Here is a 25232-nt window from a genome sequence, read left to right on the forward strand (position 1 = left end):
GGTATCCTGCGTGCGGTGGTGCCGGCAATCCGCACGTTGACGCAGTCAACGAGGAGCGATCGCGGCCTGGCGAGCTACGCTGGCCGTCAGCCGAAAGACACGGCAGTCTGACGGCCAGTCGGACGCCGCGGTGTTCGGGCTCGATGCGCGCGATGGCTTGCGCCGGTTCGTGAAGAACGAACCGGCGGGGGCGCTGGGCGAATGGAGTGGCGAGGAGGCGCGGCTGCACCGGCTCGCGACGACAAGGCTGCCGGGCCCGCGGCGGCTGGATGTCGTGCAGGCGGCGGGGCGCGAGCGGATGCTGCTGAATGCGGTGCCCGGCGACAACCTCGAACTGGCGCAACTCGCGCCGGCCGCGAAGATGACGATCGTTATCGACGTGTTGAAAGGCCGCGCACGAATCGCTCCTCCTATCCGTGCGCTATCCAAATTTCGTAGTACTCCTGCTGTTTTTAAACGAATTCTCGCATTTGCTACGCATTCCCCGCGTCAGTCGCGATCCCGCCAGGCATTGGCGAAACGAAGGCCGTCGCCGAGCGTGCACTGGAACACCTGGGCCGGCGCGACGGGCTGGTACGTCGTGGGCGAAAGCGAGCGCACCGTTACCGTCGCGCTTTCGTCCTGCATCACGCGATACTGGATCAGCTCGAGCACCGTCGCGCCGCTCGGCTGGACGGTCAGGTGCTGGTTGGCGAACGCGAGCGTATTGCCGCCGATTTCCATGAAATCGCGTATCGCGAAACCGCCTGATACGGTGGGTACGGGTGCCCGGGTTGCGGCTTGCTGCGCGTTCTGGCACTGGTTCGGCGAGAAGATCGCGGTGACCGTCACGCCCGCGAAGAGCCGCGTGCGCAGCTGGCGATACGCATTGGCGCTGTCCGGTTGGATGCCCGCGGCCGTTGCCGCGAGGCTGGTTGCCGCGCCGGCGGCAACCAGAACAATGGCGAAGCGATTCAGCATTTTCCTGTCTCCGTGCGATGAAACCAACGGCACCATAGCACGGTGCGCTCGCATGGTTCAGACGGTTGACGCGTAGTCGCGCTACGGTCTGGCACCGGCTTGCCGCAGCGCATCCGCGGCATCGGTGTTGTCGTGCGTCAGCGCGAGCTGCAGCAGCGACTGGCCGCGCCGGTCGACATGGTTCGGATTCGCGCCGTGCGCGACGAGCAGCGGAATCAGTTCGAAGCGATTGAACAGCGTCGCGAATCCCAGTGCGGTTTCGCCGGCGCCGTTCGTCTGGTCGATCGGGCAGCGCGTGTCGATCAGGCGGCGGGCGATGTCGGGTTCGTTCTTGAAGAGCGCACCCATCAGCGCCGTATTGCCGTGTCGATCGCCGATGCACGCGTTGGCGCCGGCCGACAACAGGTAGTCGAGTGCGGCGGGCTGGCCGTCGTACGACGCGAGTATCACGGCCGTAAAGCCGCGGCTGTCGGTGGTGTCGACGGGATACCCGGCGTCGTGCAACGCGCGCAGGATGTCGACGCGGCCGACGCGGGCGGCGTCGAACCAGTCGCCGTCATAGCGGCGCAGTGCGGCGGGATCGGCCTTGCCGTACGCCGGCTGGTCGGGCAGATGCGCGCAGCCGGCGATCGCGGCCAGCGCCAGCGCCGTCGTCGCCACGCGAACCGCATGGGTGAAACGTTCTGATCGCATGAGGGTGTCCTGATGAAGAAATCGGGCCGGCGTGCGCGGCGCTCCCGCGCACGCCAGGCTGCGACCGGCGTCGCGCGATCAGTTGTCGCTCAGTTTCGCCGCAAGCGACTGCACCTGCTGAACGTTCGCGTGAACGGCCTGCGCGAGCCGCGTGCCGTAGTCGGCATCGGCCTTGTAGAAGTACGACAGCATCGCGTACTGGTTATGCGCGTTCTTCGCCTGGCCGAGATCGCCGGACAGCGCGGTGACGAGGTCGTCCTTGTCCTGCTGCGACAGGCTGCGGTAGTACTCGCCGGCTTGACGGAACAACAGCTTCTTGTGGATCGCTTCCTGTTGCGTCGTGCCGCTGAGCGGCGTGCGGACCGACTTGTACTGCGGATCCTGCGCAAGCTCGTTCAGCGTCGACGGCTCGTAGTTCACCTCGCCCTTGCGATCGCCGAAGTTCATCTTGCCGTCCTGGTTGTTGTTGACCACCGGCACGACGGGGCGGTTGATCGGCAGGTCCATGTAGTTCGCGCCGAGGCGGTACATCTGCGTGTCGGCATACGCGAACAGGCGATCCTGCAGCATCCGGTCTTCGGACGGCTCGATGCCCGGCACGAGCCGCGACGGCGCGAACGCCGATTCCTCGGTTGACTGGAAGTAGTTGTCGGGCACGCGATTGAGCGTCATCGTGCCGATCTTGCGTTCAGGTACGCCGGTCCACACCTTCGTATCGTCCAGCGCGTCGAAGTCGAAGCGGTTCAGGTCCTTCGGCGTGAGCACCTGCACGTACAGATCCCACTTCGGGAAATCGCCTTGCTTCAGCGCGCCGTACAGGTCGTTCGTCATCATGTTCCAGTCGTGCCCGATCGACGCGGCGATCTCTTGCGGACGTAGGCCGTGCACGCCTTGCTGGCTCTTCCAGTGGAACTTCACGTAGTGCACGTCGCCCTGCGCATTGACGAACTTGAACGCATGCACCGCGAAGCCGTCCATGCGGCGGTACGAGTCGGGCATCCCGGCATCCGAGTACAGCATCGTCAGCATGTGGGTCGCTTCGGGCGTATGGGCGAAGAAGTCGAACGCGAGGTTCGGGTCCTGCACGCCGGTCACGGCGCTCGGCTTGTTCGCGTGAACGAAGTCGGGGAACTTGATGCCGTCGCGAATGAAGAACACGGGCCAGTTGATGCCGACCATGTCCCAGTTGCCCTGCTGCGTATAGAACTTCACCGCGAAGCCGCGCGGATCGCGTGCCTGTTCGGGCGAGCCGCGATAACCCATCACGGTCGAGAAGCGCACGAACACCGGCGTGCGGGTGCCGGGCGTGAAGACTTTCGCTTTCGTCAGGTCGGAGATGTCGGCGCTCGGCACGAACTCGCCGAATGCCCCGGTGCCGCGCGCATGCACGACGCGTTCCGGAATGCGCTCGCGATCGAAGCGCTGCAGTTTCTCGATGAGCGCGGAGTCCTGCAGCAGCACGGGGCCGGCGGGGCCGGCCGTCTGCGAATTCTGGTTGTCGCCGACGGGCGCGCCCGTGTCGCGCGTGAGTTCGGCGGCATACGGGGAAGCGGAGAGGGCAACGCAGATCGCGGCGACTGCGTGCCGCAGCGCACGATGAGAGGATGAGGACATGACGATGGAACTCCTTGAATCCGATCGGTGGTGGGGAAGCCGACTGAATTAGAAGATATCGTCAGATGATTGGCTAATTGATATTCGATATGTTTTCGATAGCCGCGGTGTCGAAGCGGCGCGGGCCCGCTCGTTGCGGACGAACCGAACCGGTATTGTTGCGCGCGCAATGGGTTGTTGCGGCGCGCGTGATGCGGCGACCGTGCGTCACGCGCGCTGGCGCCGTCACCCTGCGTTTGCCTGCCAGCCGAGCCCAAGGCTCTTCTGCACCGACACGTAGTCCTTGATCAGTTCGGCTTGCCCTGCAATCACGTTCTGCTGCGCGGACAGCGCTTCGCGTTGCGTATCGAGCAGGTCGATCATCGACGCGACGCCCGCACGATAGCGCTCGTCCATCAGCGAGCGCGAATGCACGGCCGATGTCTGCACCTTCGTCAAGGCGACGACGTGCTCGCGCTGGTGTCCATAGCGCTGCAATGCGGTGTTGGCATCCTGTAATGCGCCGAGCACGGCCTTCTGATAATTCGCTTCCGCTTCGTCGCGCGACGCTTCGGCTGCCCGTACCGCGCCGCGCGTGCGACCGAAGTCGAGGATGTTCCATTGCAGGTACGGCGCACCGACCCACGTGAAATTCTGCTTGCGGAACAGGTGCCCCGGGTCCGCCGCGCTGAAGCCGAGATCGCCGAGCAGCGTCACCTTCGGGAAATAGTCGGCCACATGCTCGCCGATCTGCGCATTGCTCGACGCGAGCCGGCGCTCGGCCGCGCGAATGTCGGGGCGTTGCTTGAGCAGCGTGGCCGGATCGCCGATCGCGACGTTGCCGGGCAGCGTCGGCAGCGGCACATCCGCGCTCGACAGCGCGGCATCGAGCGCGCCGGGCGCGCGGCCCGTCAGGATCGCGAGCCGGTCGAGCGACTCCGTCACCTGCGCGTCGAGCGGGATCAGCGACGCGCGCGTGTTCTCGACCTGCGTCGTCAGGCGTTCGATGTCCGCATCGGCCGCGACGCCGCGCGCGCGGCGCTGCTGCGTGAGTTCGAGCATCTTCTGCTGCAACCCGGCGGTTTGCCGCGACAGCGCAAGCCGCTGCTGCTGGTCGCGCAGGTCGACGTACGCATTGGCGACTTCGGCTGCGATCGACACCTGTGTATCGGCGAGGTCGGCATCCACTGCTTCGGCCTGTGCGGACGCGGCTTCGACCGCGCGGCGCGTACCGCCGAACAGGTCGATTTCCCAGGTTGCGTCGAAGCCCGCCGAATAGAGCTGCAGCGGGCCCGAGCCGCCCAGCGACGGCGACGTGCCGCCCGACGGGTTCGAGCCGTTCGACGGCAGCAGCGAACCGAGCGCGCTGATATCGGGTTCGCGCATGCGGACGGCCGCGGCGGTGGCCGACGCTTTCGGCAACTGGGCCGCACGCTGTTGCGAGAGCTGTGCACGCGATGCACGCAAGCGTGCCTGGGCCGCGTGCAGATCGGGGTTGAAGACGAGCGCGGCGGTGATCAGCTCGTCGAGCTGGCGGTCGTTCAGCGCGCGCCACCACGCGCTCGGGGCGGGCGCGGCGGTGTCGACGCCGGTGGCGGGCGCACGCACGAACGTCGGCGCATCGGGGGCGGCGGGTGCGCCGCGATAGTCGGGGCCGACCGTGCAGCCGGCGAGCAGGCACGCGGCCGCGCACAGCGTGAGTGCGGGGCGGCGGGGCGGGAAGAAGGGTTTCATCGCGTAAGACGGTTCAATGGCCGGACGACATCGGTTGCGGCCCGCGCGGCGTTCTCAGCAGCAGCGCGAGCGGCACGCAGGCGAGCAGCGCGAGGCCCAGCAGATAAAAGGTTTCGGAGTAGGTCATCACGACGGCCTGGATCTGGATCTGCTGCGCCAGTTGTCCGAGCGCGCGCAGGTTCGAATACGCGAGGTCGCCGGTGTGCGAGAACCAGTTGGCCGCATAGGCGGACAGCCGGTCCTGTCCGATCAGCGAGTTGGCGGTCACCGATTCGCGGAGCATGGCTGTATGGTAGGTCGTGCGCCGGTCGATCACGGTGCCGATGATCGCGAGGCCGATCGAACCGCCGAGGTTGCGCGCCATGTTGTAGAGCCCGGCCGCGTCGCCCGAGTCCTCGCGCGCGACGGCCGCCATCGATGCCTGGTTGAGCGGCATCATCGCGAGCATCTGCGCGACGCCGCGGATCAGTTGCGACCACACGAAGTCGTGGCCGACGCTCTGCGCGGTCAGGCTGATGTCGAGCATGCAGCTCAGGCAGAACAGCAGCAGCCCCGAGATCACGAGGATGCGGAAATCGACCTTGCCGAGCAGGCGCGGCAGGATCGGCATCACGAGAAAGGCCGGCAGCCCCGACAGCAGCATGATCGCGCCGGCCTGTTCCGCGTTGTAGCCGGCGACGATCGCGAGGAACTGCGGCAGCAGGTAGGACACCCCGTACAGCCCGGCGCCGACCGCGGACACGATCACGATCACGCTTGCGTAGCGCGGGTTGCGCATCAGCGACAGCCGCACGATCGGCCGTGTCGCGAAGCGTTGCGACAGCGCGATCAGGATCATCCCGGCCAACGACACGATGCTCAGCGTGACGATCATCTGCGATTCGAACCAGCGTTCGCGCTGGCCTTCCTCGAGCACGACGGTGAGCGAGCTCAGGCCGATCGCGAGGCCGAAGATGCCGAGCCAGTCCGCGTTGAAGAACGCGCTCCAGTGCGGGCGGTCCGACGGCAGTCCGAACACCAGCAGCGCCATCAGCAGCAGGCACACGGGCAGGTTCAGGAAGAAGCACCAGCTCCAGCTCACGTTTTCCGCGAGCCAGCCGCCGAGCACCGGGCCGAACAACGGCCCGAGCAGCACGATCAGGCCGAACAGCGTCATCCCGACCGGCAGTTGCGAGAGCGGCAGCCGCGTGCGGATGATCGTCTGCGCGGTCGGGATCAGCGCGCCGCCCGTGAAGCCCTGGCCGATCCGGCCGGCGATCATCATCGGCAGCGAGTGCGACCAGCCGCACATCATCGAGAACGCGATGAACAGCGCGGAGTTCGTCAGCAGGAAATTGCGCAGCCCGAACACGCGCGTGAGCCACGCGGCGAGCGGGATCATCACGATCTCCGACATCAGGTAGCCGGTCGAGATCCAGGTGCCTTCGGTGCCGGTCGCGCCGATTTCGCCCTGGATCTGCGGCAACGCGGAGTTCGTGATCGAAATGTCGAGCGTGGCCATCAGCGCGCCGAGCGCGCCGGCCGCGACCGCGATCCAGTCGGTGACGCTTGCGCGGCCTTCGTGCGGCGGCGCGGGCATCGTGGCGGACGTATCAGCCATGGCGCTGCTCGTCGCGGGCCGAACGCGTGTCGACGTCGACCGTGACCGACAGCCCCGGCAGCAGCATGCGCTGCGCGCGGGCGTTCGAGTCCAGGCGGATGCGCACCGGCACGCGCTGGACGATCTTCGTGAAGTTGCCGGTCGCGTTTTCCGGCGGCAGCAGCGCGAACTGCGCGCCGGTGCCGGGCGCGAAGCTGTCGACGACGCCGGACAACGTGCCGTCCGGCAGTGCGTCGACATGCAGCGACACGGGCTGGCCGATGCGCATGTTGCCGATCTGCGTTTCCTTGAAGTTCGCGACGAGATAGATCGAGTCGACCGGCACGACGGTCAGCAGCCGCGTGCCGGGCTGCACGTACTGGCCGACGCGTACCGTGCGATCGCCGACGCGGCCGGCGAGCGTGCTGCGCACGATCGTGTTGTCGAGATCGAGCTGCGATTGCGCGGCGCTGGCCTGCGCGGCCTCGAGCTGCGCGTGCGCCTGCTGGAGTTGCGCGGTGAACGACGCGATCTGCGTGCGCGCGGCAGCGATCGACGCGGTGTTCGCGGCCAGCGTCGCGGCGGCCTGGTCGCGTGTGCTCTTCAGGTCGGCGACGCGTTCGTGCGTTTCGGCGCCGGTTGCCGCGAGTGGCGCATAGCGCGTGTATTCGTCGCTGGCGTGCTGAGCATTGATGCGGGACACCTTCGCCTGCGCGTCGGCCTGCTCGAGATTCGCACGCTGCTGGCTGATGTCGGCTTCGGCGCGCGCGATGTCCGCACGGCGGGCGTCGACGGTGGCCAGCGCCTGCGCGAGCGCGACCTGGTACTGGCGGACATCGAGCCGCACGAGCGGATCTCCGGCCTTCACGGCCTGGTTGTCGCGCACATAGACGTCGGTCACGTAGCCCGCGACTTTCGGCGCGGCGGTCATGCTGTCCGCCTGCAGGTACGCATCGTTGGTGCTTTCGATGAAGCGGCCGACCGTCCACCAGCGGCCGAGCCAGACGGCGCCGCCGATGGCGGCGAGCACGGCGACGGCGAGCAGGATGCGCCGCTTCGATCCGCCGTTTCCGTTGCGCGGCGTTGTTCCGTTTTCCTGACGATCTGCTTTCTGTGGCGGGTGCTGGGGCGGGTCTTGCGGCGTCGACATGCGGGATCCAATTTATTCCAAGTGGAAGAATTATTCCAGTTGATAAAATTGTGTCAAGTAGAATATCGATCGATCGAACGACGAGGAAGGCATGAACGAAGCGAAGAAGCTGCGCCGCACGTCGGCAGGCGGCTACGCGCGCGGGGACGAAACGCGGCAGCGGATCATCGAGGCGGCAATCGAACTGTTCGGCGAACGCGGGTTCGCGGGCGCGTCGACGCGCGAGATCGCCGCGATGGCGGGCGTGAACGCGCCGGCGCTGCAGTACTACTTCGAGAACAAGGAAGGCGTGTACCGCGCGTGCGTGGAGACGATCGCGGAGACCGGCTGGCAGGTGTTCGCGCCCGCGGTCGGCCATGCATGGGCGATGCTCGATGCGCACGCGGAGATCGACGTGCTGATCGATGCGTTCATCGGGTTGCTGCGCGCCCTGTCGGACCGGATGTTCACAGCGCCGAAGACGATGAATCAGCGCATGTTCTTTGCGCGCGAGCAGGGCGGCCAGGAGCCGGCGAGCGCGAGCGAAATCCTGATGTCGCGCATGCGCAAGCCGCTGAACGACGTGAGCGCCGCGCTGATCGGCCGCATTTCGGGGCGGCCGGCCGACGATCCCGTCACGCGGTTGCGCGCGCTGAGCCTGTTCGGGCAGCTCACGGTATTCCACATCGCGCAGCGTTCGGCGCTGCAGTTGCTCGAGTGGGACGCGTTCGAGGGCGAGCGTGCGGCGCTGCTGATCGAGACGATCGCCGACCAGACGCGCGTGCTGCTCGAGCAATGGCATGTGCAGCGCGACGCGCCGGCGGCCGGCCCGGAAGGCGCCGCGAAGCGCGCGCCGGGTGCCGCCGCGTCGAAACGCGCGGCGAAACCGGGAACGGCACGCCCTGCGGCGAAAAAGACGGTGCGCGTGAAGAAACCCGCCGCGCGTTGAGCGCGGCGCGTCACACGCGTTGAGCGATCAACCCGGCTTGCGCCCCCCGTTGCCGGGCGACGGCGGCCGGGGCGGCGTGTCGGGCGCGGTGATGTCGTCGGTGGCGTGGTCGCCTTCATCGTTGCCGGCAGGCCGCGTTCCGTCCGCATAGGCAACCAGGCTGCGCTGCGGATTGGCGATCTGGATCCCGCGCTCGCGGAAGGTCTCCGCGATCCGTCGGTTGAATTCGCGCTGCACGCTCCAGCGCGCCGAGTCCGTGCACTGCATCTGTCCGGCCAGCGCGAGCGCCGCACCGTCGACCTGGTCGATACCCCAGTAGCTGAAGTCCGACAGGATGCCGTCGCGATACGTCGGATCGTCGCGCAACGCGGCGCCGATTTCCTTCAGCGTCGCGATCGCGCGATCGATGTCCTCGCCGTACGCGATGCTGACCTTGACGGCCGCGTTGCCGAGCCCGCGATTCGTATTGTTGACGGTCGTCACGGAGCTGAACGGGATCGTATACAGCGACCCGTCGCCCGCGCGCAGCCGCACGGTGCGGATCGACAGGTATTCGACCGTGCCCGACACGCCGGCGAGCGTGACCCAGTCGCCGACCTGCATCGCGTTTTCCATCAGCAGGAAGATCCCGGTGATGAAATCCTGCACGAGCTTTTGCGAACCGAAGCCGAGCGCGACGCCGAAGATGCTCGCCCCGGCCAGCAGCGGGCCGATGTTCACGCCGAGTTCGCTGAGGCCCGTCAGCACGACGACGAGCGCGATCATCACGAACAGCAGCGAGCGCAGCATCGGCAGCAGCGTGCGCAGCCGTGCCGCCCGCACCAGGTTGCCTTCGCGCGTCCAGCGCTGCAGGCGGCGCTCGATCGCGATGTTCGCGGCTTCCCAGACGACGAGCGCGACGATCGCCGCGATCGCGATCGTCACCAGCGCCGACGCGAGGCGGTGGCCGATGGTGCCCGTTCCGAACGCGCGGAAGACCGGCACGCCCCAGATCTGCAGCAACAGCACGAGGGTCACGACGCCGATCGCGCCCGATACGATCTGGCGCAGCAGCGGGTAATAGCGGTACGCGTGCAGATGGACGAGCGTGCGGTCCTCGTCGCGGCGCTGGAACAGCCGCGCGAGCGCGCCGAACACGACGATCGACACCATCCGCATGCCGATCATCACGGCGATCGAGCGGCCGCCGAGCGTGATCAGCACGCGGTAGCCGTTGTGGACGTCGAGCGCCCACACGAACCACAGCGCCATCACGACGAAGACCGACACGGGGGCCCAGGCGTCCGCGAGCGCATTGGCGACCACGGCGAAGGTCGGGCGGTCGGCGCCGGCCGTGCGGATCCTTGCTGCGACCGGCCGGCGGCACTGCAGGATCAGCACCGAGATCATCACGTGCCCGGCGAGCGCGACGGCTTTCAGCAGCGCGACGTGGCCGGCTTCGCTGAGGCCGAAGCTTGCGGCGATCTCGACCGCGGCCGTGCAGGTGCCGACCACGATCACGATCCGCGCGATCGAGCGCTGCGCGAAATCGGCCCATGCGTCGCTGATATGCAGCAGCCGCAGCTGTCGCGCGTCGGGCTGGAAGAACAGCCGGCTGACGATCGTGACGAGCCGGCAGATCACGTAGGTGTCGATCAGCGCTTCGAGCGCGGATTCGATCGGCGCGCCCGTATCGCCGAGCAGCGACATCGCCAGGCTCGCGACGCCGACGAACACGAGCAGCGGCACCGCGCGCAGCCCCAGGCTGACGAGCGCGCGCGGCATCCGGTGCAGCAGCGTGGTGTGACGCCGCGCATCGCCTTGACCGTGGGATGAAGGCGGCGCGGCTTCGGCAGCGTCGGTGGCATCGGGTGGGTCGGATGAGTCCGGCGGTGCGTCGTCGTCGGGCGGGACGGAATCGGGCGCGGCGGTACGCGATGGGCCGGCGCGCCGCGCCGCGACCGCGGACAGCGCACGCCGCAGCAACCGCCTCGCGAGCCATTCGACGAAGAGCGCGGGCACGAGCACGGCGAGGATGGTCCAGGCCGCGTGCGTGAGCTCGGCGCGCGCGTCGGCGCGCACCAGCCTGTCATGCCACCAGTTGCCGACCGAGCCGACATCGAGCAGCGAGTGCAACGATTCCTTCAGCGCGCCGCCGATTTCGGTGGTCCAGTGCGCCCCCTGGCGAACGAGCATCGACGCGAGCCCGTTCGACGTGAGCGCGGTCGGGACCGCGGCGGCCGATGCGCTGCTCGCCGCGGCCGCATTGCTGGCGGCGGCCGCGGGCGTACTCAGTACGCCGACGGCTGCGATCGCGCGCAGCGTCGTTTCGACCTGCGCGCGATCGCGGGGTTTTTCGAGCACATTGAGTGCCTGCTGGGCCTGTTGCGGCGTCAGCGCGGGCGCGGTGCCGGAAGCGGCCGAAGCGGCGGCCGGAGCGGGGGCGGCCGCATGGGCGGCCGACACGACGGCGGCAAGCAGCCAGCCGAGGAGGAAATGTCGCATGGAGTGGGCATGCGGGTGCGCATCGGGGCGCGGCCCGCCGGGCTGAACGATGGACGGAAGTTAACATGATCGCGGCCGGACGCGAATAGTTCCGTCGACGACGATTCGAATCGGGCATCCCCAAGGCGGCGCGGGCGTTTGCAGTGCGCTCGCGCAGGCAAATCTCCGGTGCCGGCTCCAGATGGTCCGGCAATCGGGCGGGCACGGCTTGCCGACTCGCAAGATGCCTGTCACGCCCGTTTGCCGTCGGGCACGGGCAATCCCCTGCCACGTGCGCATTCGCCCGATCATGTGCGACGCATCGGATAAATTCGGTTTCCTGATGAATCAGGCATGTTCGTCGTGAAAGACCGGCAGCACGTGTTCGGCGATTTCCTCGATGACCTCGCGCACGGGTCGGTCCGATCCCGGGTTCAGCGTGACATGATGCGTGCCCGCCGCACGCATGTCCTGCAGGATGTCGACCAGCGCACGGCGCCCGGTTGCGTAGCCGAGCGACAGCGCGGTGGCCGGCGCATCGGGGTCCGCGGCGAGGTCGAGCCGCATCGACACGCCGAACGCGCGAAATTCCGGCGCGGGAAGCCGGTCGACCGCCGCGCGCCACATCGAATGGCGGGCGCGCTGCGTGTCCGGATCGCGGTGGTACGTCATCCAGCCGATCGCGTGTCGCGCGATCCAGTCGACGCTTTGTCCGCCCGAGCCGACCGCGAGCATCGGCACCGCATCGTCGCCGCGCGGCAGCAGCGTGAATTCGGGGGCGTCGGGCGGCGCCTGGTCGGGCAGCACGCGTGACGGTATGCCCAGCGCGGCCGCGACGACCTCCCAGTGCGCGCGATAGCGGTCGCGACGCGTTTCCGCGTCGATGCCGAACGCCGCGTATTCGGGCGGCCGGTCGCCGGAGCCGAGCCCGAGGATGAAACGTCCGCCCGACAGCGTCGCGACCGACAGCGCGCCTTTCGCGATGTGCAGCGGATGTCGCAGCGGCAGTACGATCGCGCCGCTTGCCAGTGCGATCCGCCGCGTGCGCGATGCCAGTGCACCGAGCAGCACCCACGGGTCGAGATGGCCGACCGGGTCCGGGTAGTCGGCGCTGTTCAATGGCACGTCGCGAATCCACAGCGCGCGAAAGCCGAGTGTATCGGCCAGCTCGGCGAGTTCGAGCTGCTCGTTGAAGTCGGCGACGATACGGCCGCTGCGGAGCAGCGGCAGCGTGAGGCCGATCGATAACCGTCCGTCCGAAAAGACGCGACGAGCGACGTCGGGGCGGGCAGGGGCGGGCGTGGTCATGGCGGATCCTCGAGGGCGATGCAAAAGCGGACGCGCGGCGTTCCGTGTCCGAATGCTAGCGTGTTTGCGCAACGCGCGAGCCGTGCGACATGCGCCGTCCCCGGCGCTACGCGATTCGCAGCGTCACGCCGCGCCGAGCGAGGCCGGGGCGCGACGATGGTAGGACGATTGTCCGCGGCGCGCGGACGCAACGCGCCGGTCCCCGCCCGGGTGCCCGCTGCAGCGCGACCACGCGCAAGGCCGGCCATCGCCCCGTGCCGGCGGGCGTTTCAGTTTCGAAACGTTCGCGCTTCCTGACGGTGCGCGATCCTTTCCGACCGCCCTGCAGGTGCCCGCGCGGCCTTGCCGCGCGAAGCATGGTGCGCTCCTTGCATATCTGTAGGGGCCGTGAGTGTGATCGCGGGGGCGTAGTCGGCCCGGCGATCGCTTCAGTAGGTCGGACGCATCGGAGACGGGGACAAGAGAATGAAAAGAGACCGAATCGCAACGTGGCGTGTTGCAAACATGAATCGCCGACCTGCCAGGGTATTCGCTTCGCCGTTACGTGCGGCGACGTGAGCGCGCGGCTTTCCGTTCCATCCGAGCAATCGGGTTCGTTCTGAACGACGACGTGCACGCGGGATGCACGAGGCCGACCGGCGACGGTCGGCCGTCGGGGATGAGCCCCGAATGCATGCGGATGGCCCCCGGCCTGGATCCCGGACCGTCATGCCGTCGCGCAACGCAAGTCGTCGCGTGGCGGATGCGTTCGCGCGCCGCGCGTTGCGGCGTGGCGGACCTGACCCGGACCGCACGGAAGCGCCGGTGGCGCGACGCGGCGCAGCATCGTGGAACACGCGTAGTCCAGGGGAAGCGTTCGCCGGTGGCTGCATGGCGGACGTCGCAACTTTGTGCTGTCAGTTGATCCACTACCCCGATGGATCAATTGTTGAAGCGCCCATCGCCGAGCGGCGAATGGGCGTCTTTTTTTGTGCGCCGGTTTTGCCCCCGGGGCCGCCGGCCGGATCGGGCGGCGTTATGTATCATGTGTTGGCGCGCGGGCCGCTCGTGCGGTCGCACGGCCGGCCCGCGCGCCCGATCACGCGTTGCCAACATGAACGACACAGCCTTGCACGACTCCTCAACCGCCGGCGTCGACCCGGCCGCGCTCGATGCGCTGCACGCGTTCGTCGAGCGGCATCCGCGCCTGCTCGTGCTGACCGGCGCGGGCATCAGCACCGATTCCGGCATTCCCGGCTATCGCGACCGCAATGGCCAGTGGATGCGCTCGCCGCCGATCCAGCTTCACGAATTCCTCGGTTCCGATGCCGCGCGGCGGCGTTACTGGGCGCGCAGCATGATCGGCTGGCCCGTCGTCGGTCGCGCGCAACCGAACGGGTCGCACGCCGCGCTGGCGCGGCTCGGCGGCGCGGGCCGGATCGAGCGCCTCGTCACGCAGAACGTCGACGGCCTGCATCAGCGCGCGGGCAGCGACGACGTGATCGAACTGCACGGCGGGATCCACGGCGTGACCTGTCTCGAATGCGGCGCACACCATGCGCGTGCGACGATCCAGACGGTGCTCGAGGCCGACAATCCCGACCTGCTGGGCGCGCAGGCCGAGCCGGCCGCGGACGGCGACGCGCACCTCGAATGGGCCGCGCTCGACACGTTCCGGGTGCCGGCCTGTCCCGCATGCGGCGGCTTGCTGAAGCCGGCGGTCGTATTCTTCGGCGAGAACGTGCCGCGCGAACGCGTGGCGCTGGCGTCGCAGGCGCTCGACGCGGCCGATGCGCTGCTCGTCGTCGGTTCGTCGCTGATGGTGTATTCCGGCTACCGCTTCTGCGTGTGGGCGCAGGCGCGGCACAAGCCGGTCGCCGCGCTCAATCTCGGCCATACGCGCGCCGATCCGATCCTGACGCTGAAGGTCGAGGCGCGTTGCGCGCCGGCGCTCGACGCACTGACGGCCCGTCTGGGGCTTGGCGGCAACCCCGTGGAGCATGCATCGTGACCGGCGCCCCGTCTTCGCCCGATCCCGCCGCGCGGTTGCTGGCGCCCGCGGCCGAACGCAACCGCGGGCCGATCCTCGACGTATTGCGCCGCGTGCTGCCGGCGAGCGGCAGCGTGCTCGAAATCGCGAGCGGCACCGGCCAGCATGTCGTCCACTTCGCACAGGCGTTGCCGGGCCTGCGCTGGCAGCCGAGCGACCCCGACGAACAGGCGCGGCACTCGATCGCCGCGTGGATCGCGCATGCGGGCCTCGCGAACGTCGCCGGGCCGCTGGCGTTCGACGTGCGCGAGGCATCGTGGCCGGTCGCGATGCTCGACGCGATCGTCTGCATCAACATGATTCACATTTCTCCGTGGGCCTGCACGGAAGCGCTGTTCGCGGGCGCGGCGCGGCTGCTGCGGCCGGGCGGCGTGCTGTTCCTGTACGGTCCGTACCGCCGCGAAGGCCGGCACACGGCGCCGTCGAACGAGGCATTCGACCTGCAGCTGCGCAGCCGCGACCCGTCGTGGGGCGTGCGCGATCTCGAGACCGTCGTCGCGCTCGGCCTCGATCGCGGGCTCGACTGTATCGAGGTCGTCGAGATGCCGGCGAACAACCTGAGCGTCGTGTTCCGCCGGTTGCCGCACGCGGAGCAATGACACGCCGGCGCGCATCGACGCCGGGTTTCCACTATCCTTTCGCCTGTGCGCGCGGCCCGGTTCGGGTCGCGCCCCGTTTTTTCCGGAGAATTGACTAATGGGCAAACAAGCAATCGGTGTGATCGGACTTGCGGTGATGGGCCGCAATCTCGCACTCAATATCGAGAGCCGCGGTTACGCGGTGTCGGTGTACAACCGCAGCCGCGAGAAAACCGACGAACTGATCGCCGAATTCCCCGGCCGCAACCTGGTGCCGACCTATACGCTCGAAGAATTCGTCGCGTCGCTGGAAACGCCGCGCCGGATCCTGATGATGGTGAAAGCCGGCGAGGCGACCGATGCGACGATCGCGTCGCTCAAGCCGCTGCTCGAGAAGGGCGACGTGCTGATCGACGGCGGCAATACGCACTTCACCGACACGATCCGCCGCAACCAGGAACTCGCGCAGTCGGGCCTGCACTTCATCGGCACCGGCGTGTCGGGCGGCGAGGAGGGCGCGCTGCGCGGCCCGTCGATCATGCCAGGCGGCCAGCGCGACGCGTACGACCTCGTCGAGCCGATCCTCAAGCAGATCGCCGCGAAGGCGCCGTCGGACGGCGAGCCGTGCGTCGCGTACATGGGCCCGGACGGTGCGGGCCACTACGTGAAGATGGTCCACAACGGTATCGAATACGGCGACATGCAGCTGATCGCCGAAAGCTACTCGGTGCTGAAGGACGTCGCGGGCCTGACCAACGACGAACTCGGCGCGGTGTACACCGAATGGAACCAGGGCGAACTCGACAGCTACCTGATCGAGATCACGTCGAAGATCTTCGGCAAGAAGGACGAGGAGACCGGCAAGCACCTCGTCGACGTGATCCTCGATCGCGCCGCGCAGAAGGGCACCGGCAAGTGGACGAGCCAGAACGCGCTGGATCTCGGCGTGCCGCTGCCGCTCATCACCGAGTCGGTGTTCGCGCGCGTGCTGTCGTCGCTGAAGACCGAGCGCGTCGCGGCCAGCAAGATCCTGTCGGGCCCGGCCGCCGCGCCGTTCGACGGCGATCGCGCCGCGTTCGTCGAAGCGGTGCGCCGCGCGCTGTACCTGAGCAAGGTGATCTCGTACGCGCAGGGCTTCGCGCAACTGCGCACGGCGTCGGAAGAGTACGGCTGGAACCTCGATCTCGGGACGATCGCGAAGATTTTCCGCGCGGGCTGCATCATCCGCGCGCGCTTCCTGCAGAAGATCACCGACGCCTACGCGAAGGATCCGGCGCTCGCGAACCTGCTGCTCGACCCGTACTTCAAGGACATCGCCGCGAACTACCAGACGGCGCTGCGCGACGTCGTGGTCGCCGCGGTCAAGGCCGGCGTGCCGGTCCCGGCGTTCGCGTCGGCGGTCGCGTACTTCGACAGCTACCGTTCCGAGCGGCTGCCGGCGAACCTCGTGCAGGCGCAGCGCGACTTCTTCGGCGCGCATACGTTCGAGCGTACCGACCAGCCGGGCAGCTTCCACGCGAACTGGTCGTAACCGGCGCGTGGGGGCGGCATTGTTGCGAAAATCTATTCTTTGAATAGGGTTTTTCTATCCCGGATGCCGACATTGTTGGCTCCGGGGAAACAGTGTTTTCGTTCTTTCATGGTTTTCCCTAGGTGCTGCCGGGACTAAACTCTGTTCCATCGCTGCAGACATGGTGTGTGCGGCGGAGCAAAAAAATCCCGGAGGTAATCATGAAATCGCTGATCGCAACGTTCGCCGCAGCTGCTGTCCTCGCCGTTCCCGCCGTCTCGTTTGCCCAAAACGCGCCCGTCACCCGTGCACAGGTGAAGGCCGATCTCGTCGCCGTCCAGCAGGCCGGCTACAAGCTGGGCAGCGACCGCACGAACTACCCGGAAGGCATCCAGGCTGCCGAAGCACGTCTGAACCCGCAACAAAACGTTGCCGCTGCCGACACGACCGGCTACGGCGCGCAACCGGCCGCCGCGCAAGAATCGGGCGCTCCGGCTGCTGCAAAGACCGGCTGGCAAGTCAAGCGTATCGCTGACGGCGCACCGGTCTACAAGGGTCGTTAATGGTGCGGCCGCCCCGGCGGCCGGATCCGACCCTCTGTAGTACAAACAGCCCGTCGTTCCGTCATGCGGAACGGCGGGCTGTTTTCATTGGCGGCGCGTGACGCGCCGGCGCTCAATGCAGCGGGCGGCGGCCGCGCCCGATATCGCGGAACAGCGCTTCGGCCGGTTCCAGCACCTGCAGCCACGTTTCGTCGTAGCCGCTCAGCGTGTCGAGTGCGTCGCGCAGCCGTTCGATCGCGAGGATCGGCAGCTCGACGCTGTGGCGCGTGGCGCCCGTCATGTGCGCGACGCTCGCCAGCTGGACGAGCGCATCGGCCGCTTCGGCGACATCGGTCGCGAACAGCAGGTGCCGGTTGAGCAATTCGACCAGGCCGCTGGAGCTGGCGAAATCGTCGGCGTCGAGCTGCACGGAAAGAAACGTCGCGTTGTTCATTGTCATGCTCCTCGTTGTCATTGGATCGCGCTGCATCACCGAGTATAGGCGGCGATCGAAGCGGGGAATGTGACGGCGGCGGGATGGGCTGCGCATGCGGCGGCGCGGGTGGAAAACCCGCCCGAAGCCCGCTTGAAGCCCGCCGGACGGCCCGCCCGGCGCGGCTCGCAGGCCGCCGCCACGCCCGTGCGGCGCTGCAAGATTGTTGCCGGAACCGGCAGCCGACGCGGTCCCGACCGCGACAAATGGTATCTTTGCCGGTCGGGACGACACTGGAAAGTGCGAAAAAGGGGCCGGTGAGCCCCTTCGCGCGGACGTTCCGCTGTGGAAACTGACGGCCGCGCGAGCGGTCGGATACTGATTGGTCCGGCCGTCCGGCCGGACATCGTGCGTCGCGCACCGGGGGGGCGGTGGGCGGCGTCGCGACGCAAATCCGGGAGGACCCTTGAGAGAAACTATTCCCATCCACGATGCGCTGACGCGCTGGTTGCCGCAGGCGGCGCTCGTCGCTGCCGCCGTCGCGCTGTCGGGCTGTACGCTGACGCCGTGGACCGACAACTGGCAACCGGCGCGCCAGTCGACCCCGATGTCGGCAGCGACGCCGGGCGTGATCGCTGGCTATTACCGCGTAAACCCGGGCGATACGCTCGCGGGCATCGCGAGTGCCTACGGGCAACGCGTGCAGGACGTGGCCGGCTGGAATCACATGGCGCCGACCGACGCCGTGTCGCCCGGCCAGGTGCTGCGCGTGGCGCCGCCGTCCGCCGCGCCGTCGCCCGGGCAGCCGCCCGCCGCGGCCGCGCCGGGCTCGCTCGCCTGGCCGGCAACCGGCGTCGTCGCGACGCCGTTCGCGGCCGGCAAGACACGCGGCGTCGTGATCGCCGCGTCCGGGCCCGACCACTCGGTGCGGGCCGCGGCGAACGGGCGCGTGGTCTACGCCGGGTCCGGCGTCAAGGCATACGGCCCGCTCGTGATCCTGAAGCACGACAACGGCCTCATCACGGCCTACGGGCACAACGGCAAGCTGCTCGTCAACGAAGGCGACGCGGTCCGCCAGGGCCAGCCGGTCGCCGAGATGGGCACCGATGCGAGCGGTCGATCGACGTTCGAGTTCGAAGTCCGCCAGAACGGCAAGGTCGTCGATCCGATGAACTTCCTGCCGCGCAACGGCGGCTGACGGCCTGCATGACCCCGTGTGCGCCGGGCGGCGCACACGCTCCCGCCTTCATCCTTCCCCGAGCGTCGCGGTACCGGACTGTCTAGCGTGGTTGCCGAGCCAGCGGATACCCAGCGCGAGCGCCGCCGCGCCAAGCGCGATCAGCGAACACTGGATCGCGACCGGCAGGTAGCCGTGCGGCCGCGGATCGACGAACGGGTAGGGATACCAGTTCTCGAACGCGCCACGCACGAGCGTATAGCCGAGATAGACGACCGGAAAACCGAGCCACGCGAACGCGCTGCTTCGCGCGATCGGCCGGCGCGGTTCCACGTACAGCCAGTCGCACAGCATCACGAGCGGCACGATCCGGTGCAGCACCCAGTTGTTGAACGCCGGCGTGACATGGCGCAGCGCATCGAGCCGCGCCAGCAGGAGTTCGTAGACGATCGCGGTGATCAGCACGTACAGCACGGCGGCGCCGCGCATCGATTCGTAGCGGGCCGAGCCGGGGCGGGCGATGCGCCAGAGGCCCGCGGCCAGCATCGCGGCCGCGTAGAGGCTGCTCAGTTGCGTGAAGTAGCTGAGATAGTTGCCGAGATGGAAGTCCGGCAGGCGCCAGTAGTCGGCGACGCTGTGCAGCGTGGTGGATACCGCGAGCAACGCGGCGGTCAGCCGATAGGCCGCAACGAAGAACGCCTTGCTCATGATGCCCGCGCGCCGTCGCACCAAAGCTTCATCGTGCCACAGCCGTTTGCGTGCGCGATGCGGACTTTCCATATGAGGGGCGCGCCGGCGATTCGTCGGATATTTGACCGCGCCGCGTAAAACCGGACGCCCGTGCGGCTACAATCGCGAAAGCTTTGTCGGGCGCGGGGCCGCTTGCCGCCCGCGCGCCTCCCCGCATACAACACGAGACGACGCATGAGAAACATCCTCGCGAAACAGACGCGCTACAGCTCGCCCGCGATCTTCTTCCACTGGGCCATCTTCGTGCTGGTGGCGCTGGCCTACCTGGCCATCGAGATCCGCGGCCCGAAGGGCAGCGACAGCCGCGCGTTCTGGATGAACGTGCACCTCACCGCCGGTACGTTCGTGCTCGTGCTGTCGGTGTTGCGCGTGCTGTGGCGTGTCGTCAGCCGCGTGCCGGAAGCGATTCCGCAGGCGGCGCTGCTGCGCTGGCTGTCGAAGCTCGCGCATGTCGCGCTCTACGTGTTCATCCTCGCGCAGCCGCTGCTCGGCATCATGATGATCAACCTGGGCGGCAAGCCGGTGTCGCTCGACTGGCTCGGCGTGTCGTTCACGCTGGTCGGCCCCGACAAGGCGCTGCGGCCGACGATCAAGGAAGCGCACGAACTGATCGGCAACGCGTTCTACTTCGTGATCGGCCTGCATGCGCTGGCCGCGCTGTACCACCACTTCATCCGGCGCGACGACGTGCTGCGGCGCATGGCGCCCTGATCGCCTCATGCGTGGCACGTCTCGCAGGCGGGGGGCGCATGGTTGTGTCGACAACCATGCGCCCCCGCTCCGTTTACCGGCATGGGTGACTGGCCATCGCGGTGAACATTCTGTAACATCTCGGCTGCTTTTACATTCCGCTTACTCGCCGCCGCGCATGCTGCATCGACATCGTCACCTGACCGCCTGGCTCGGCGTGCTCGCGATCTGGATCGCGATCGCGGCGCCGCTGGTGTCGCAGTGGCGCATCGCGCAGGCGGCCACGCCGGACGCAATCGTCTGCAGTACGGAGCATGGCGCGCATCGGCCGGCCGATGCGCGCGGCATGCACGATCATGCGCTGCATCTCGACGCGTGCGGCTACTGCGGTTTCTTCGCTCATAGCCCCGCGCTCGGCGCGCCGGCTGCCGCGTCGTTCGCTTCCGTTCCCGCCGTTTCCGTTTCCGCCGCCGCGCCGCCTGTCGTCGCGGCGCGCGCCGACCGCTATCCGCGCGCGTATCCACGCGCACCGCCCGAGCGCGCCTGACGCGCTGTTCTCCGTTCCTACTCCCGCCGATATCCGTGCGGCCCGTCGCGGCCGCGTGGAGGGCGTCACTCGGGCTTTCGATCATGACCCATTTCCAGTTGCGTGCGCCGCGGGCGCCACGCAATACCCGTGCGCGGCGCGTGCCGCGAATGTTGAAACTTGCCGTGCCCGCGCTGGCCGTCGGCGCGCTGGCCGCGACTGCCGCGGCAGCCGAAACGGCGCGTGCGGACGTCGCGCCCGTGAACGAGTCGGCCGCGCCGCTGCCGCCCGTCGAGGTCGTCGCGTCGCCGCTGTCGACGCCACTCGTCGTCGTCACGGATCCGAAGGCGCCGCGCCAGCCGCTGCCCGCCAGCGACGGCGCGGATTACCTGAAGACGATTCCCGGCTTCACGTCGATCCGCAGCGGCGGCACGAACGGCGACCCCGTGCTGCGCGGGATGTTCGGTTCGCGGCTGAACATCCTGGCGAACGGCATGCCGACGCTCGGCGCATGCCCGAACCGGATGGATGCGCCGACGTCGTACATCGCGCCGGAAAGCTACGACAAGGTCACCGTCGTGAAGGGGCCGCAGACCGTGCTGTACGGTCCCGGCGCATCGGCCGGCACCGTGCTGTTCGAGCGCGTGACGCCGCGTTTCGAGCGGCCGGGCATGCGCTTCGACGGCAGCCTGGTCGGCGGATCGTTCGGCCGCAACGACCAGAACCTCGATCTGACGGCCGGCACGCCGGACGTCTACGGCCGCGTCAGCGCGAACCACGCGCATTCGCAGGACTACAAGGACGGCAACGGCAACACGGTGCCGTCGCAGTGGGACAAGTGGAACGCCGACGCGGCGCTCGGCTGGACCCCCGACGACCACACGCGTGTCGAGCTGACCGCCGGCACCGGCGACGGCTATGCGCGTTACGCGGGCCGTGGAATGGACGGCGCGCATTTCCGCCGCGACACATTCGGGCTGTCGTTCGACAAGCGCCACCTCGGCGACGTGCTCGACCGGATCGAGGCGCGCGTGTACTACAACGAAGCCGATCACGTGATGGACAACTACACGTTGCGGCAGCCCGACCCGTCGAGCAGCATGCCGATGCGGATGGCGGCCGACGTGCGGCGCCGTACGGTCGGGGCACGCGCGGCCGCGACGTTCCGTTTCGGCGACGACTTCAAGCTCGTGACGGGTGTCGACGCGCAATCGAACCGGCTCGACTCGCGCTCGTCGATGGGGCAGCAGAACTACCGCGACCAGCCGTGGGACGCGCAGGCGACGATGTGGAACGCGGGCGCGTTCGGCGAGCTGACGTGGTATGCGAGCGAAGTGTCGCGCGTGATCGGCGGCGCGCGCATCGACTACGCCGGCGCTCGCGACAAGCGCGCGATGAAGAGCGGGATGATGATGAGCAAGCCGAACCCGACCTTCGACGACGATCGCTCGCGCGTGTTGCCGAGCGGCTTCGTGCGCTACGAGCGCGATCTCGCGTCGCTGCCCGTCACGTGGTACGCGGGGATCGGTCATGCCGAGCGTTATCCCGACTACTGGGAACTGTTCTCCGCGACGCGCGGGCCGGCCGGTTCGGTCAACGCGTTCTCGGCGGTGCAGCCGGAGAAGACCACGCAGGTCGACATCGGCGCGCAGTACAAGAGCGACCGGTTCGACGCGTGGGTGTCGGCGTACGCGGGCTACGTGCAGGACTTCATCCTGTTCAACTACGCGGCCGGCATGATGGGCGCGACCACGCAGGCGACCAACGTCAACGCGCAGATCATGGGCGGGGAAGCGGGCGTGTCGTGGCGGCCGGTGGCGCCCTTGCGCGTCGAGACGTCGCTCGCGTATGCGTGGGGGCGCAACGTGGCGAGCGGCGATCCGCTGCCGCAGATGCCGCCGCTCGAGGCGCGCATCGGGCTCGAATACACGCGCGGCGCATGGTCGGCCGGCGGCCTGTGGCGGATCGTTGCGCCGCAGCATCGTTATGCGTTGAACGAGGGCAACGTGGTCGGCAAGGACTTCGGCCCGAGCGCCGGATTCGGCGTGCTGTCGCTGCACACGCAATACAACGTCAGCAAGACCGTGCAGGTCTCGGTCGGCGTCGACAACGTGCTGAACAAGGCCTACACCGAACATCTGAACCTTGCCGGCAACGCGGGCTTCGGCTATCCGGCGAACGCGCCGGTGATGGAACCGGGCCGGACCGCGTGGGTGCGCGTGAGCGCGAAGCTGTAGCGCGCGGCGCGTGTGCATTGCAGCATGCCTGCGCGTGAACGCGGCCCCGCCCGAACGGGCGGGGCGCGTCAACCGATTAGAGAACCGTATCTAGTCAGGGCGCAAACGTTCGCGACTCGTGATTCACTCCCGCATTCGACGCACACGATGCGCGCGATGCGGCGTGCGTGTCGATCCGGTGTCATTCGCACCGGCAGCACAATAATCAGGAGAACATGCATGGCCAGATCGATGCGTTCCAGGGTAATGGCAGGGGCAGTGGCATGCGCGATGAGCGTCGCACCGTTCGCGGCGACGACCGCGCTGACGACACTCGCGACGACGCGCTCGGCGATGGCGGCGACCGCGCCCGCCGACAACTACGCGGCGACGCGTTATCCGATCATCCTCGTGCACGGGCTCACGGGCACCGACAAGTACGCCGGCGTGCTCGAGTACTGGTACGGCATCCAGGAGGATCTGCAGCAGCACGGCGCGACCGTCTACGTCGCGAACCTGTCCGGCTTCCAGAGCGACGACGGCCCGAACGGCCGCGGCGAACAGCTGCTCGCCTACGTGAAGACGGTGCTCGCCGCGACGGGGGCGACCAAGGTCAATCTCGTCGGTCACAGCCAGGGCGGGCTGACCTCGCGCTATGTCGCGGCCGTCGCGCCCGATCTCGTCGCGTCGGTGACGACGATCGGCACGCCGCATCGCGGCTCCGAGTTCGCGGACTTCGTGCAGAGCGTGCTCGCGTACGATCCGACCGGGCTGTCGTCGACGGTGATCGCCGCGTTCGTCAATGTGTTCGGGATCCTGACGAACAGTAGTCACAACACGAACCAGGACGCGCTCGCATCGCTGAAGACGCTGACGACCGCGCAGGCGGCGACCTACAACCGGAACTATCCGAGCGCGGGCCTGGGCGCGCCGGGCAGTTGCCAGACCGGCGCACCGACGGAAACGGTGGGCGGCAACACGCATCTGCTGTATTCGTGGGCCGGTACCGCGATCCAGCCGACGCTTTCCGTGCTCGGCGTGACGGGGGCGACGGACACGAGCACCATTCCGCTCGTCGATCCCGCAAACGCGCTCGACCTGTCGACGCTCGCGCTGTTGGGCACCGGCACGGTGATGATCAACCGCGGGTCGGGCCAGAACGACGGGCTCGTGTCGAAGTGCAGCGCGCTGTACGGCAAGGTGCTGAGCACGAGCTACAAGTGGAACCACATCGACGAGATCAACCAGCTGCTCGGCGTGCGCGGCGCGTATGCGGAAGATCCGGTCGCGGTGATCCGCACGCATGCGAACCGGCTGCAGCGCGCGGGCGTGTAATCGATGACGGCACGTGAAGGGCGCGCGCCGCTGGCGCGGCGCGCAGCGGTCTACGGTGTCGTGGGGCTGGCGGCGATCGCCGGCGTCGCGATGTGGAGCGGAGCGGGCCGGCATTACGGGTCGGTCGCCGCCGGTGACGCACCGGACGCGGCGGTGGCGGGCGCGGCTGCCGCCTCGCCGCAGGCGGCCGTGCCGGCGAGCGCGGGCCTGCCGCCGTCGCTGGCCGGTTCCAGCGCGCCGCGGCTGCCGCTCGACGCCGGCGGCCATCTCGCGAAGTCGCGCACGGTGCGCGATTTCTTCGACTATTGCCTGACGGCGCAGAGCGATTTGAGCGCGACCGCGCTCGATGCGTTCGTCGCGCGTGAAATCGCCGCGCAGCTCGACGGCACGGCGGCGCAGGCCGAGGCGCTCGACGTGTGGCACCGCTATCGCGCGTATCTGGATGCGCTCGCGAAACTGCGCGATGCCGGCGCGGTCGACAAGTCCGACCTGGGCGCGCTGCAGCTCGCGCTCGATCAGCGTGCGTCGATCGCGTATCGCACGCTCGGCGACTGGAGCCAGCCGTTCTTCGGCGCGGAGCAGTGGCGGCAGCGCTACGACCTCGCACGCTTGAAGATCACTCAGGATCGCTCGCTGACCGATGCGCAGAAGGCCGAGCGGCTCGCGGCGCTGGAGCAGCAGATGCCGGCCGACGAGCGGGCGGCGCAGCAGCGGATCGACCGGCAGCGCGCCGCGATCGACCAGATCGCTCAACTGCAGAAAAGCGGTGCGACGCCCGACGCGATGCGCGCGCAGCTGGCGCAGACGCTCGGCCCCGAGGCCGCCGCGCGCGTCGCGCAGATGCAGCAGGACGACGCGTCGTGGCAGAGCCGCTACGCGGACTATGCGGCGCAGCGCGCGCAGATCGAATCGGCCGGCCTGTCGCCGCAGGACCGCGACGCGCGGATCGCCGCCCTGCGGCAACGCGTGTTCACGAAGCCCGGCGAAGCCGTGCGCGCGGCATCGCTCGATCGCGGGGCCGGCAGCATGCAATGACGC

Annotated in this window: 21 protein-coding genes; 11 read left to right on the forward strand and 10 right to left on the reverse strand. The window is 68.4% G+C overall.

Features of this window, described 5'->3' with window-relative positions:
- Positions 1 to 489: 489 nt before the first annotated feature.
- From HWX00_RS10310 to HWX00_RS10335, 6 genes are all read right to left on the reverse strand, one after another.
- Positions 490 to 960, reverse strand: a complete 471-nt coding sequence (locus tag HWX00_RS10310; RefSeq protein WP_175028166.1) for a VirK family protein — start codon at positions 958 to 960, stop codon at positions 490 to 492.
- An 81-nt stretch (positions 961 to 1041) separates the two neighbouring features.
- Complete coding sequence (locus tag HWX00_RS10315) at positions 1042 to 1653, reverse strand: ankyrin repeat domain-containing protein (protein WP_175028165.1); 612 nt, start codon at positions 1651 to 1653, stop codon at positions 1042 to 1044.
- 78 nt (positions 1654 to 1731) lie between these two features.
- On the reverse strand, positions 1732 to 3267 hold the full coding sequence (locus tag HWX00_RS10320; protein WP_175028164.1) for a catalase: 1536 nt from the start codon (positions 3265 to 3267) through the stop codon (positions 1732 to 1734).
- A 225-nt stretch (positions 3268 to 3492) separates the two neighbouring features.
- Positions 3493 to 4980, reverse strand: coding sequence for an efflux transporter outer membrane subunit (locus tag HWX00_RS10325; RefSeq protein ID WP_049034289.1), 1488 nt, complete (start codon positions 4978 to 4980; stop codon positions 3493 to 3495).
- 13 nt (positions 4981 to 4993) lie between these two features.
- On the reverse strand, positions 4994 to 6580 hold the full coding sequence (locus tag HWX00_RS10330) for an MDR family MFS transporter (RefSeq protein WP_034185762.1): 1587 nt from the start codon (positions 6578 to 6580) through the stop codon (positions 4994 to 4996).
- Positions 6573 to 7709: an HlyD family secretion protein gene (locus HWX00_RS10335; protein ID WP_175028163.1), complete on the reverse strand. Its 1137-nt coding sequence runs from the start codon at positions 7707 to 7709 to the stop codon at positions 6573 to 6575. The genes HWX00_RS10330 and HWX00_RS10335 overlap by 8 nt, the downstream gene beginning before the upstream one ends.
- A gap of 91 nt (positions 7710 to 7800) precedes the next feature.
- Between HWX00_RS10335 and HWX00_RS10340 the strand changes: the two genes are divergently transcribed.
- Entirely contained in the window at positions 7801 to 8637 is an 837-nt protein-coding gene (locus HWX00_RS10340; protein WP_175028162.1) for a CerR family C-terminal domain-containing protein, read from the forward strand.
- A gap of 27 nt (positions 8638 to 8664) precedes the next feature.
- Here HWX00_RS10340 and HWX00_RS10345 read toward each other — a convergent pair whose 3' ends face one another.
- Together HWX00_RS10345 and HWX00_RS10350 are read right to left on the reverse strand one after the other, a co-directional pair.
- Positions 8665 to 11121, reverse strand: coding sequence for a mechanosensitive ion channel family protein (locus HWX00_RS10345; RefSeq protein ID WP_175028161.1), 2457 nt, complete (start codon positions 11119 to 11121; stop codon positions 8665 to 8667).
- A 327-nt stretch (positions 11122 to 11448) separates the two neighbouring features.
- Positions 11449 to 12408 carry an LLM class oxidoreductase gene (locus HWX00_RS10350; RefSeq protein ID WP_059558377.1) on the reverse strand — a complete coding sequence of 320 codons (960 nt, stop codon included), beginning with the start codon at positions 12406 to 12408 and terminating at the stop codon, positions 11449 to 11451.
- A 1093-nt stretch (positions 12409 to 13501) separates the two neighbouring features.
- On the opposite strand from HWX00_RS10350, the gene HWX00_RS10355 reads away from it, so the two are divergent.
- The 4 genes from HWX00_RS10355 (at position 13502) to HWX00_RS10370 (ending at position 17088) form a co-directional block, all read left to right on the forward strand.
- Complete coding sequence (locus HWX00_RS10355; protein WP_034185767.1) at positions 13502 to 14398, forward strand: NAD-dependent protein deacetylase; 897 nt, start codon at positions 13502 to 13504, stop codon at positions 14396 to 14398.
- On the forward strand, positions 14395 to 15036 hold the full coding sequence (locus HWX00_RS10360) for a DUF938 domain-containing protein (RefSeq protein ID WP_034185768.1): 642 nt from the start codon (positions 14395 to 14397) through the stop codon (positions 15034 to 15036). Before HWX00_RS10355 ends, HWX00_RS10360 begins: the two co-directional genes overlap by 4 nt.
- A 97-nt stretch (positions 15037 to 15133) precedes the next feature.
- Positions 15134 to 16546 carry an NADP-dependent phosphogluconate dehydrogenase gene (gene gndA, locus HWX00_RS10365; RefSeq protein ID WP_049031130.1) on the forward strand — a complete coding sequence of 471 codons (1413 nt, stop codon included), beginning with the start codon at positions 15134 to 15136 and terminating at the stop codon, positions 16544 to 16546.
- Between the two features lie 200 nt (positions 16547 to 16746).
- A complete protein-coding gene (locus tag HWX00_RS10370; RefSeq protein ID WP_034185770.1) occupies positions 16747 to 17088 on the forward strand; it encodes a DUF4148 domain-containing protein in 342 nt (113 codons plus the stop codon).
- Between the two features lie 112 nt (positions 17089 to 17200).
- Here the strand turns inward: HWX00_RS10370 and HWX00_RS10375 are convergent, their stop codons facing one another.
- The gene (locus HWX00_RS10375; RefSeq protein ID WP_175028160.1) at positions 17201 to 17521 is read right to left on the reverse strand and encodes a hypothetical protein; all 321 of its coding nucleotides are present in this window, start codon (positions 17519 to 17521) and stop codon (positions 17201 to 17203) included.
- Between the two features lie 445 nt (positions 17522 to 17966).
- Here HWX00_RS10375 and HWX00_RS10380 point away from each other — a divergent pair, with 445 nt between their 5' ends.
- The gene (locus HWX00_RS10380; RefSeq protein ID WP_034185772.1) at positions 17967 to 18698 is read left to right on the forward strand and encodes a peptidoglycan DD-metalloendopeptidase family protein; all 732 of its coding nucleotides are present in this window, start codon (positions 17967 to 17969) and stop codon (positions 18696 to 18698) included.
- 48 nt (positions 18699 to 18746) lie between these two features.
- On the opposite strand, the gene HWX00_RS10385 is transcribed toward HWX00_RS10380, so the two are convergent.
- A complete protein-coding gene (locus HWX00_RS10385) occupies positions 18747 to 19385 on the reverse strand; it encodes a Pr6Pr family membrane protein (RefSeq protein ID WP_034185978.1) in 639 nt (212 codons plus the stop codon).
- Positions 19386 to 19601: 216 nt separating this feature from the next.
- Here HWX00_RS10385 and HWX00_RS10390 point away from each other — a divergent pair, with 216 nt between their 5' ends.
- From HWX00_RS10390 to HWX00_RS10410, 5 genes are all read left to right on the forward strand, one after another.
- On the forward strand, positions 19602 to 20138 hold the full coding sequence (locus HWX00_RS10390) for a cytochrome b (RefSeq protein WP_059558373.1): 537 nt from the start codon (positions 19602 to 19604) through the stop codon (positions 20136 to 20138).
- Between the two features lie 157 nt (positions 20139 to 20295).
- Complete coding sequence (locus HWX00_RS10395) at positions 20296 to 20664, forward strand: DUF2946 domain-containing protein (RefSeq protein ID WP_049035999.1); 369 nt, start codon at positions 20296 to 20298, stop codon at positions 20662 to 20664.
- 83 nt (positions 20665 to 20747) lie between these two features.
- A complete protein-coding gene (locus HWX00_RS10400; protein WP_175028817.1) occupies positions 20748 to 22880 on the forward strand; it encodes a TonB-dependent copper receptor in 2133 nt (710 codons plus the stop codon).
- A 219-nt stretch (positions 22881 to 23099) separates the two neighbouring features.
- Entirely contained in the window at positions 23100 to 24194 is a 1095-nt protein-coding gene (locus HWX00_RS10405; protein ID WP_175028818.1) for a triacylglycerol lipase, read from the forward strand.
- A 3-nt stretch (positions 24195 to 24197) separates the two neighbouring features.
- A complete protein-coding gene (locus HWX00_RS10410) occupies positions 24198 to 25229 on the forward strand; it encodes a lipase secretion chaperone (protein WP_175028819.1) in 1032 nt (343 codons plus the stop codon).
- Positions 25230 to 25232: the final 3 nt, after the last annotated feature.

The sequence above is a fragment of the Burkholderia seminalis DSM 23518 genome, from assembly GCF_902832885.1.
Lineage (GTDB): Bacteria > Pseudomonadota > Gammaproteobacteria > Burkholderiales > Burkholderiaceae > Burkholderia > Burkholderia seminalis.

Excerpts from the sequence above, each read along its gene's own strand:
- HWX00_RS10310 (WP_175028166.1), bottom strand. The coding sequence starts at position 960 with ATGCTGAATCGCTTCGCCATTGTTCTGGTTGCCGCCGGCGCGGCAACC.
- HWX00_RS10315 (WP_175028165.1), bottom strand. The coding sequence starts at position 1,653 with ATGCGATCAGAACGTTTCACCCATGCGGTTCGCGTGGCGACGACGGCG.
- HWX00_RS10320 (WP_175028164.1), bottom strand. The coding sequence starts at position 3,267 with ATGTCCTCATCCTCTCATCGTGCGCTGCGGCACGCAGTCGCCGCGATC.
- HWX00_RS10325 (WP_049034289.1), bottom strand. The coding sequence starts at position 4,980 with ATGAAACCCTTCTTCCCGCCCCGCCGCCCCGCACTCACGCTGTGCGCG.
- HWX00_RS10330 (WP_034185762.1), bottom strand. The coding sequence starts at position 6,580 with ATGGCTGATACGTCCGCCACGATGCCCGCGCCGCCGCACGAAGGCCGC.
- HWX00_RS10335 (WP_175028163.1), bottom strand. The coding sequence starts at position 7,709 with ATGTCGACGCCGCAAGACCCGCCCCAGCACCCGCCACAGAAAGCAGAT.
- HWX00_RS10340 (WP_175028162.1), top strand. The coding sequence starts at position 7,801 with ATGAACGAAGCGAAGAAGCTGCGCCGCACGTCGGCAGGCGGCTACGCG.
- HWX00_RS10345 (WP_175028161.1), bottom strand. The coding sequence starts at position 11,121 with ATGCGACATTTCCTCCTCGGCTGGCTGCTTGCCGCCGTCGTGTCGGCC.
- HWX00_RS10350 (WP_059558377.1), bottom strand. The coding sequence starts at position 12,408 with ATGACCACGCCCGCCCCTGCCCGCCCCGACGTCGCTCGTCGCGTCTTT.
- HWX00_RS10355 (WP_034185767.1), top strand. The coding sequence starts at position 13,502 with ATGAACGACACAGCCTTGCACGACTCCTCAACCGCCGGCGTCGACCCG.
- gndA (WP_049031130.1), top strand. The coding sequence starts at position 15,134 with ATGGGCAAACAAGCAATCGGTGTGATCGGACTTGCGGTGATGGGCCGC.
- HWX00_RS10370 (WP_034185770.1), top strand. The coding sequence starts at position 16,747 with ATGAAATCGCTGATCGCAACGTTCGCCGCAGCTGCTGTCCTCGCCGTT.
- HWX00_RS10375 (WP_175028160.1), bottom strand. The coding sequence starts at position 17,521 with ATGAACAACGCGACGTTTCTTTCCGTGCAGCTCGACGCCGACGATTTC.
- HWX00_RS10385 (WP_034185978.1), bottom strand. The coding sequence starts at position 19,385 with ATGAGCAAGGCGTTCTTCGTTGCGGCCTATCGGCTGACCGCCGCGTTG.
- HWX00_RS10390 (WP_059558373.1), top strand. The coding sequence starts at position 19,602 with ATGAGAAACATCCTCGCGAAACAGACGCGCTACAGCTCGCCCGCGATC.
- HWX00_RS10395 (WP_049035999.1), top strand. The coding sequence starts at position 20,296 with ATGCTGCATCGACATCGTCACCTGACCGCCTGGCTCGGCGTGCTCGCG.
- HWX00_RS10400 (WP_175028817.1), top strand. The coding sequence starts at position 20,748 with ATGACCCATTTCCAGTTGCGTGCGCCGCGGGCGCCACGCAATACCCGT.
- HWX00_RS10405 (WP_175028818.1), top strand. The coding sequence starts at position 23,100 with ATGGCCAGATCGATGCGTTCCAGGGTAATGGCAGGGGCAGTGGCATGC.
- HWX00_RS10410 (WP_175028819.1), top strand. The coding sequence starts at position 24,198 with ATGACGGCACGTGAAGGGCGCGCGCCGCTGGCGCGGCGCGCAGCGGTC.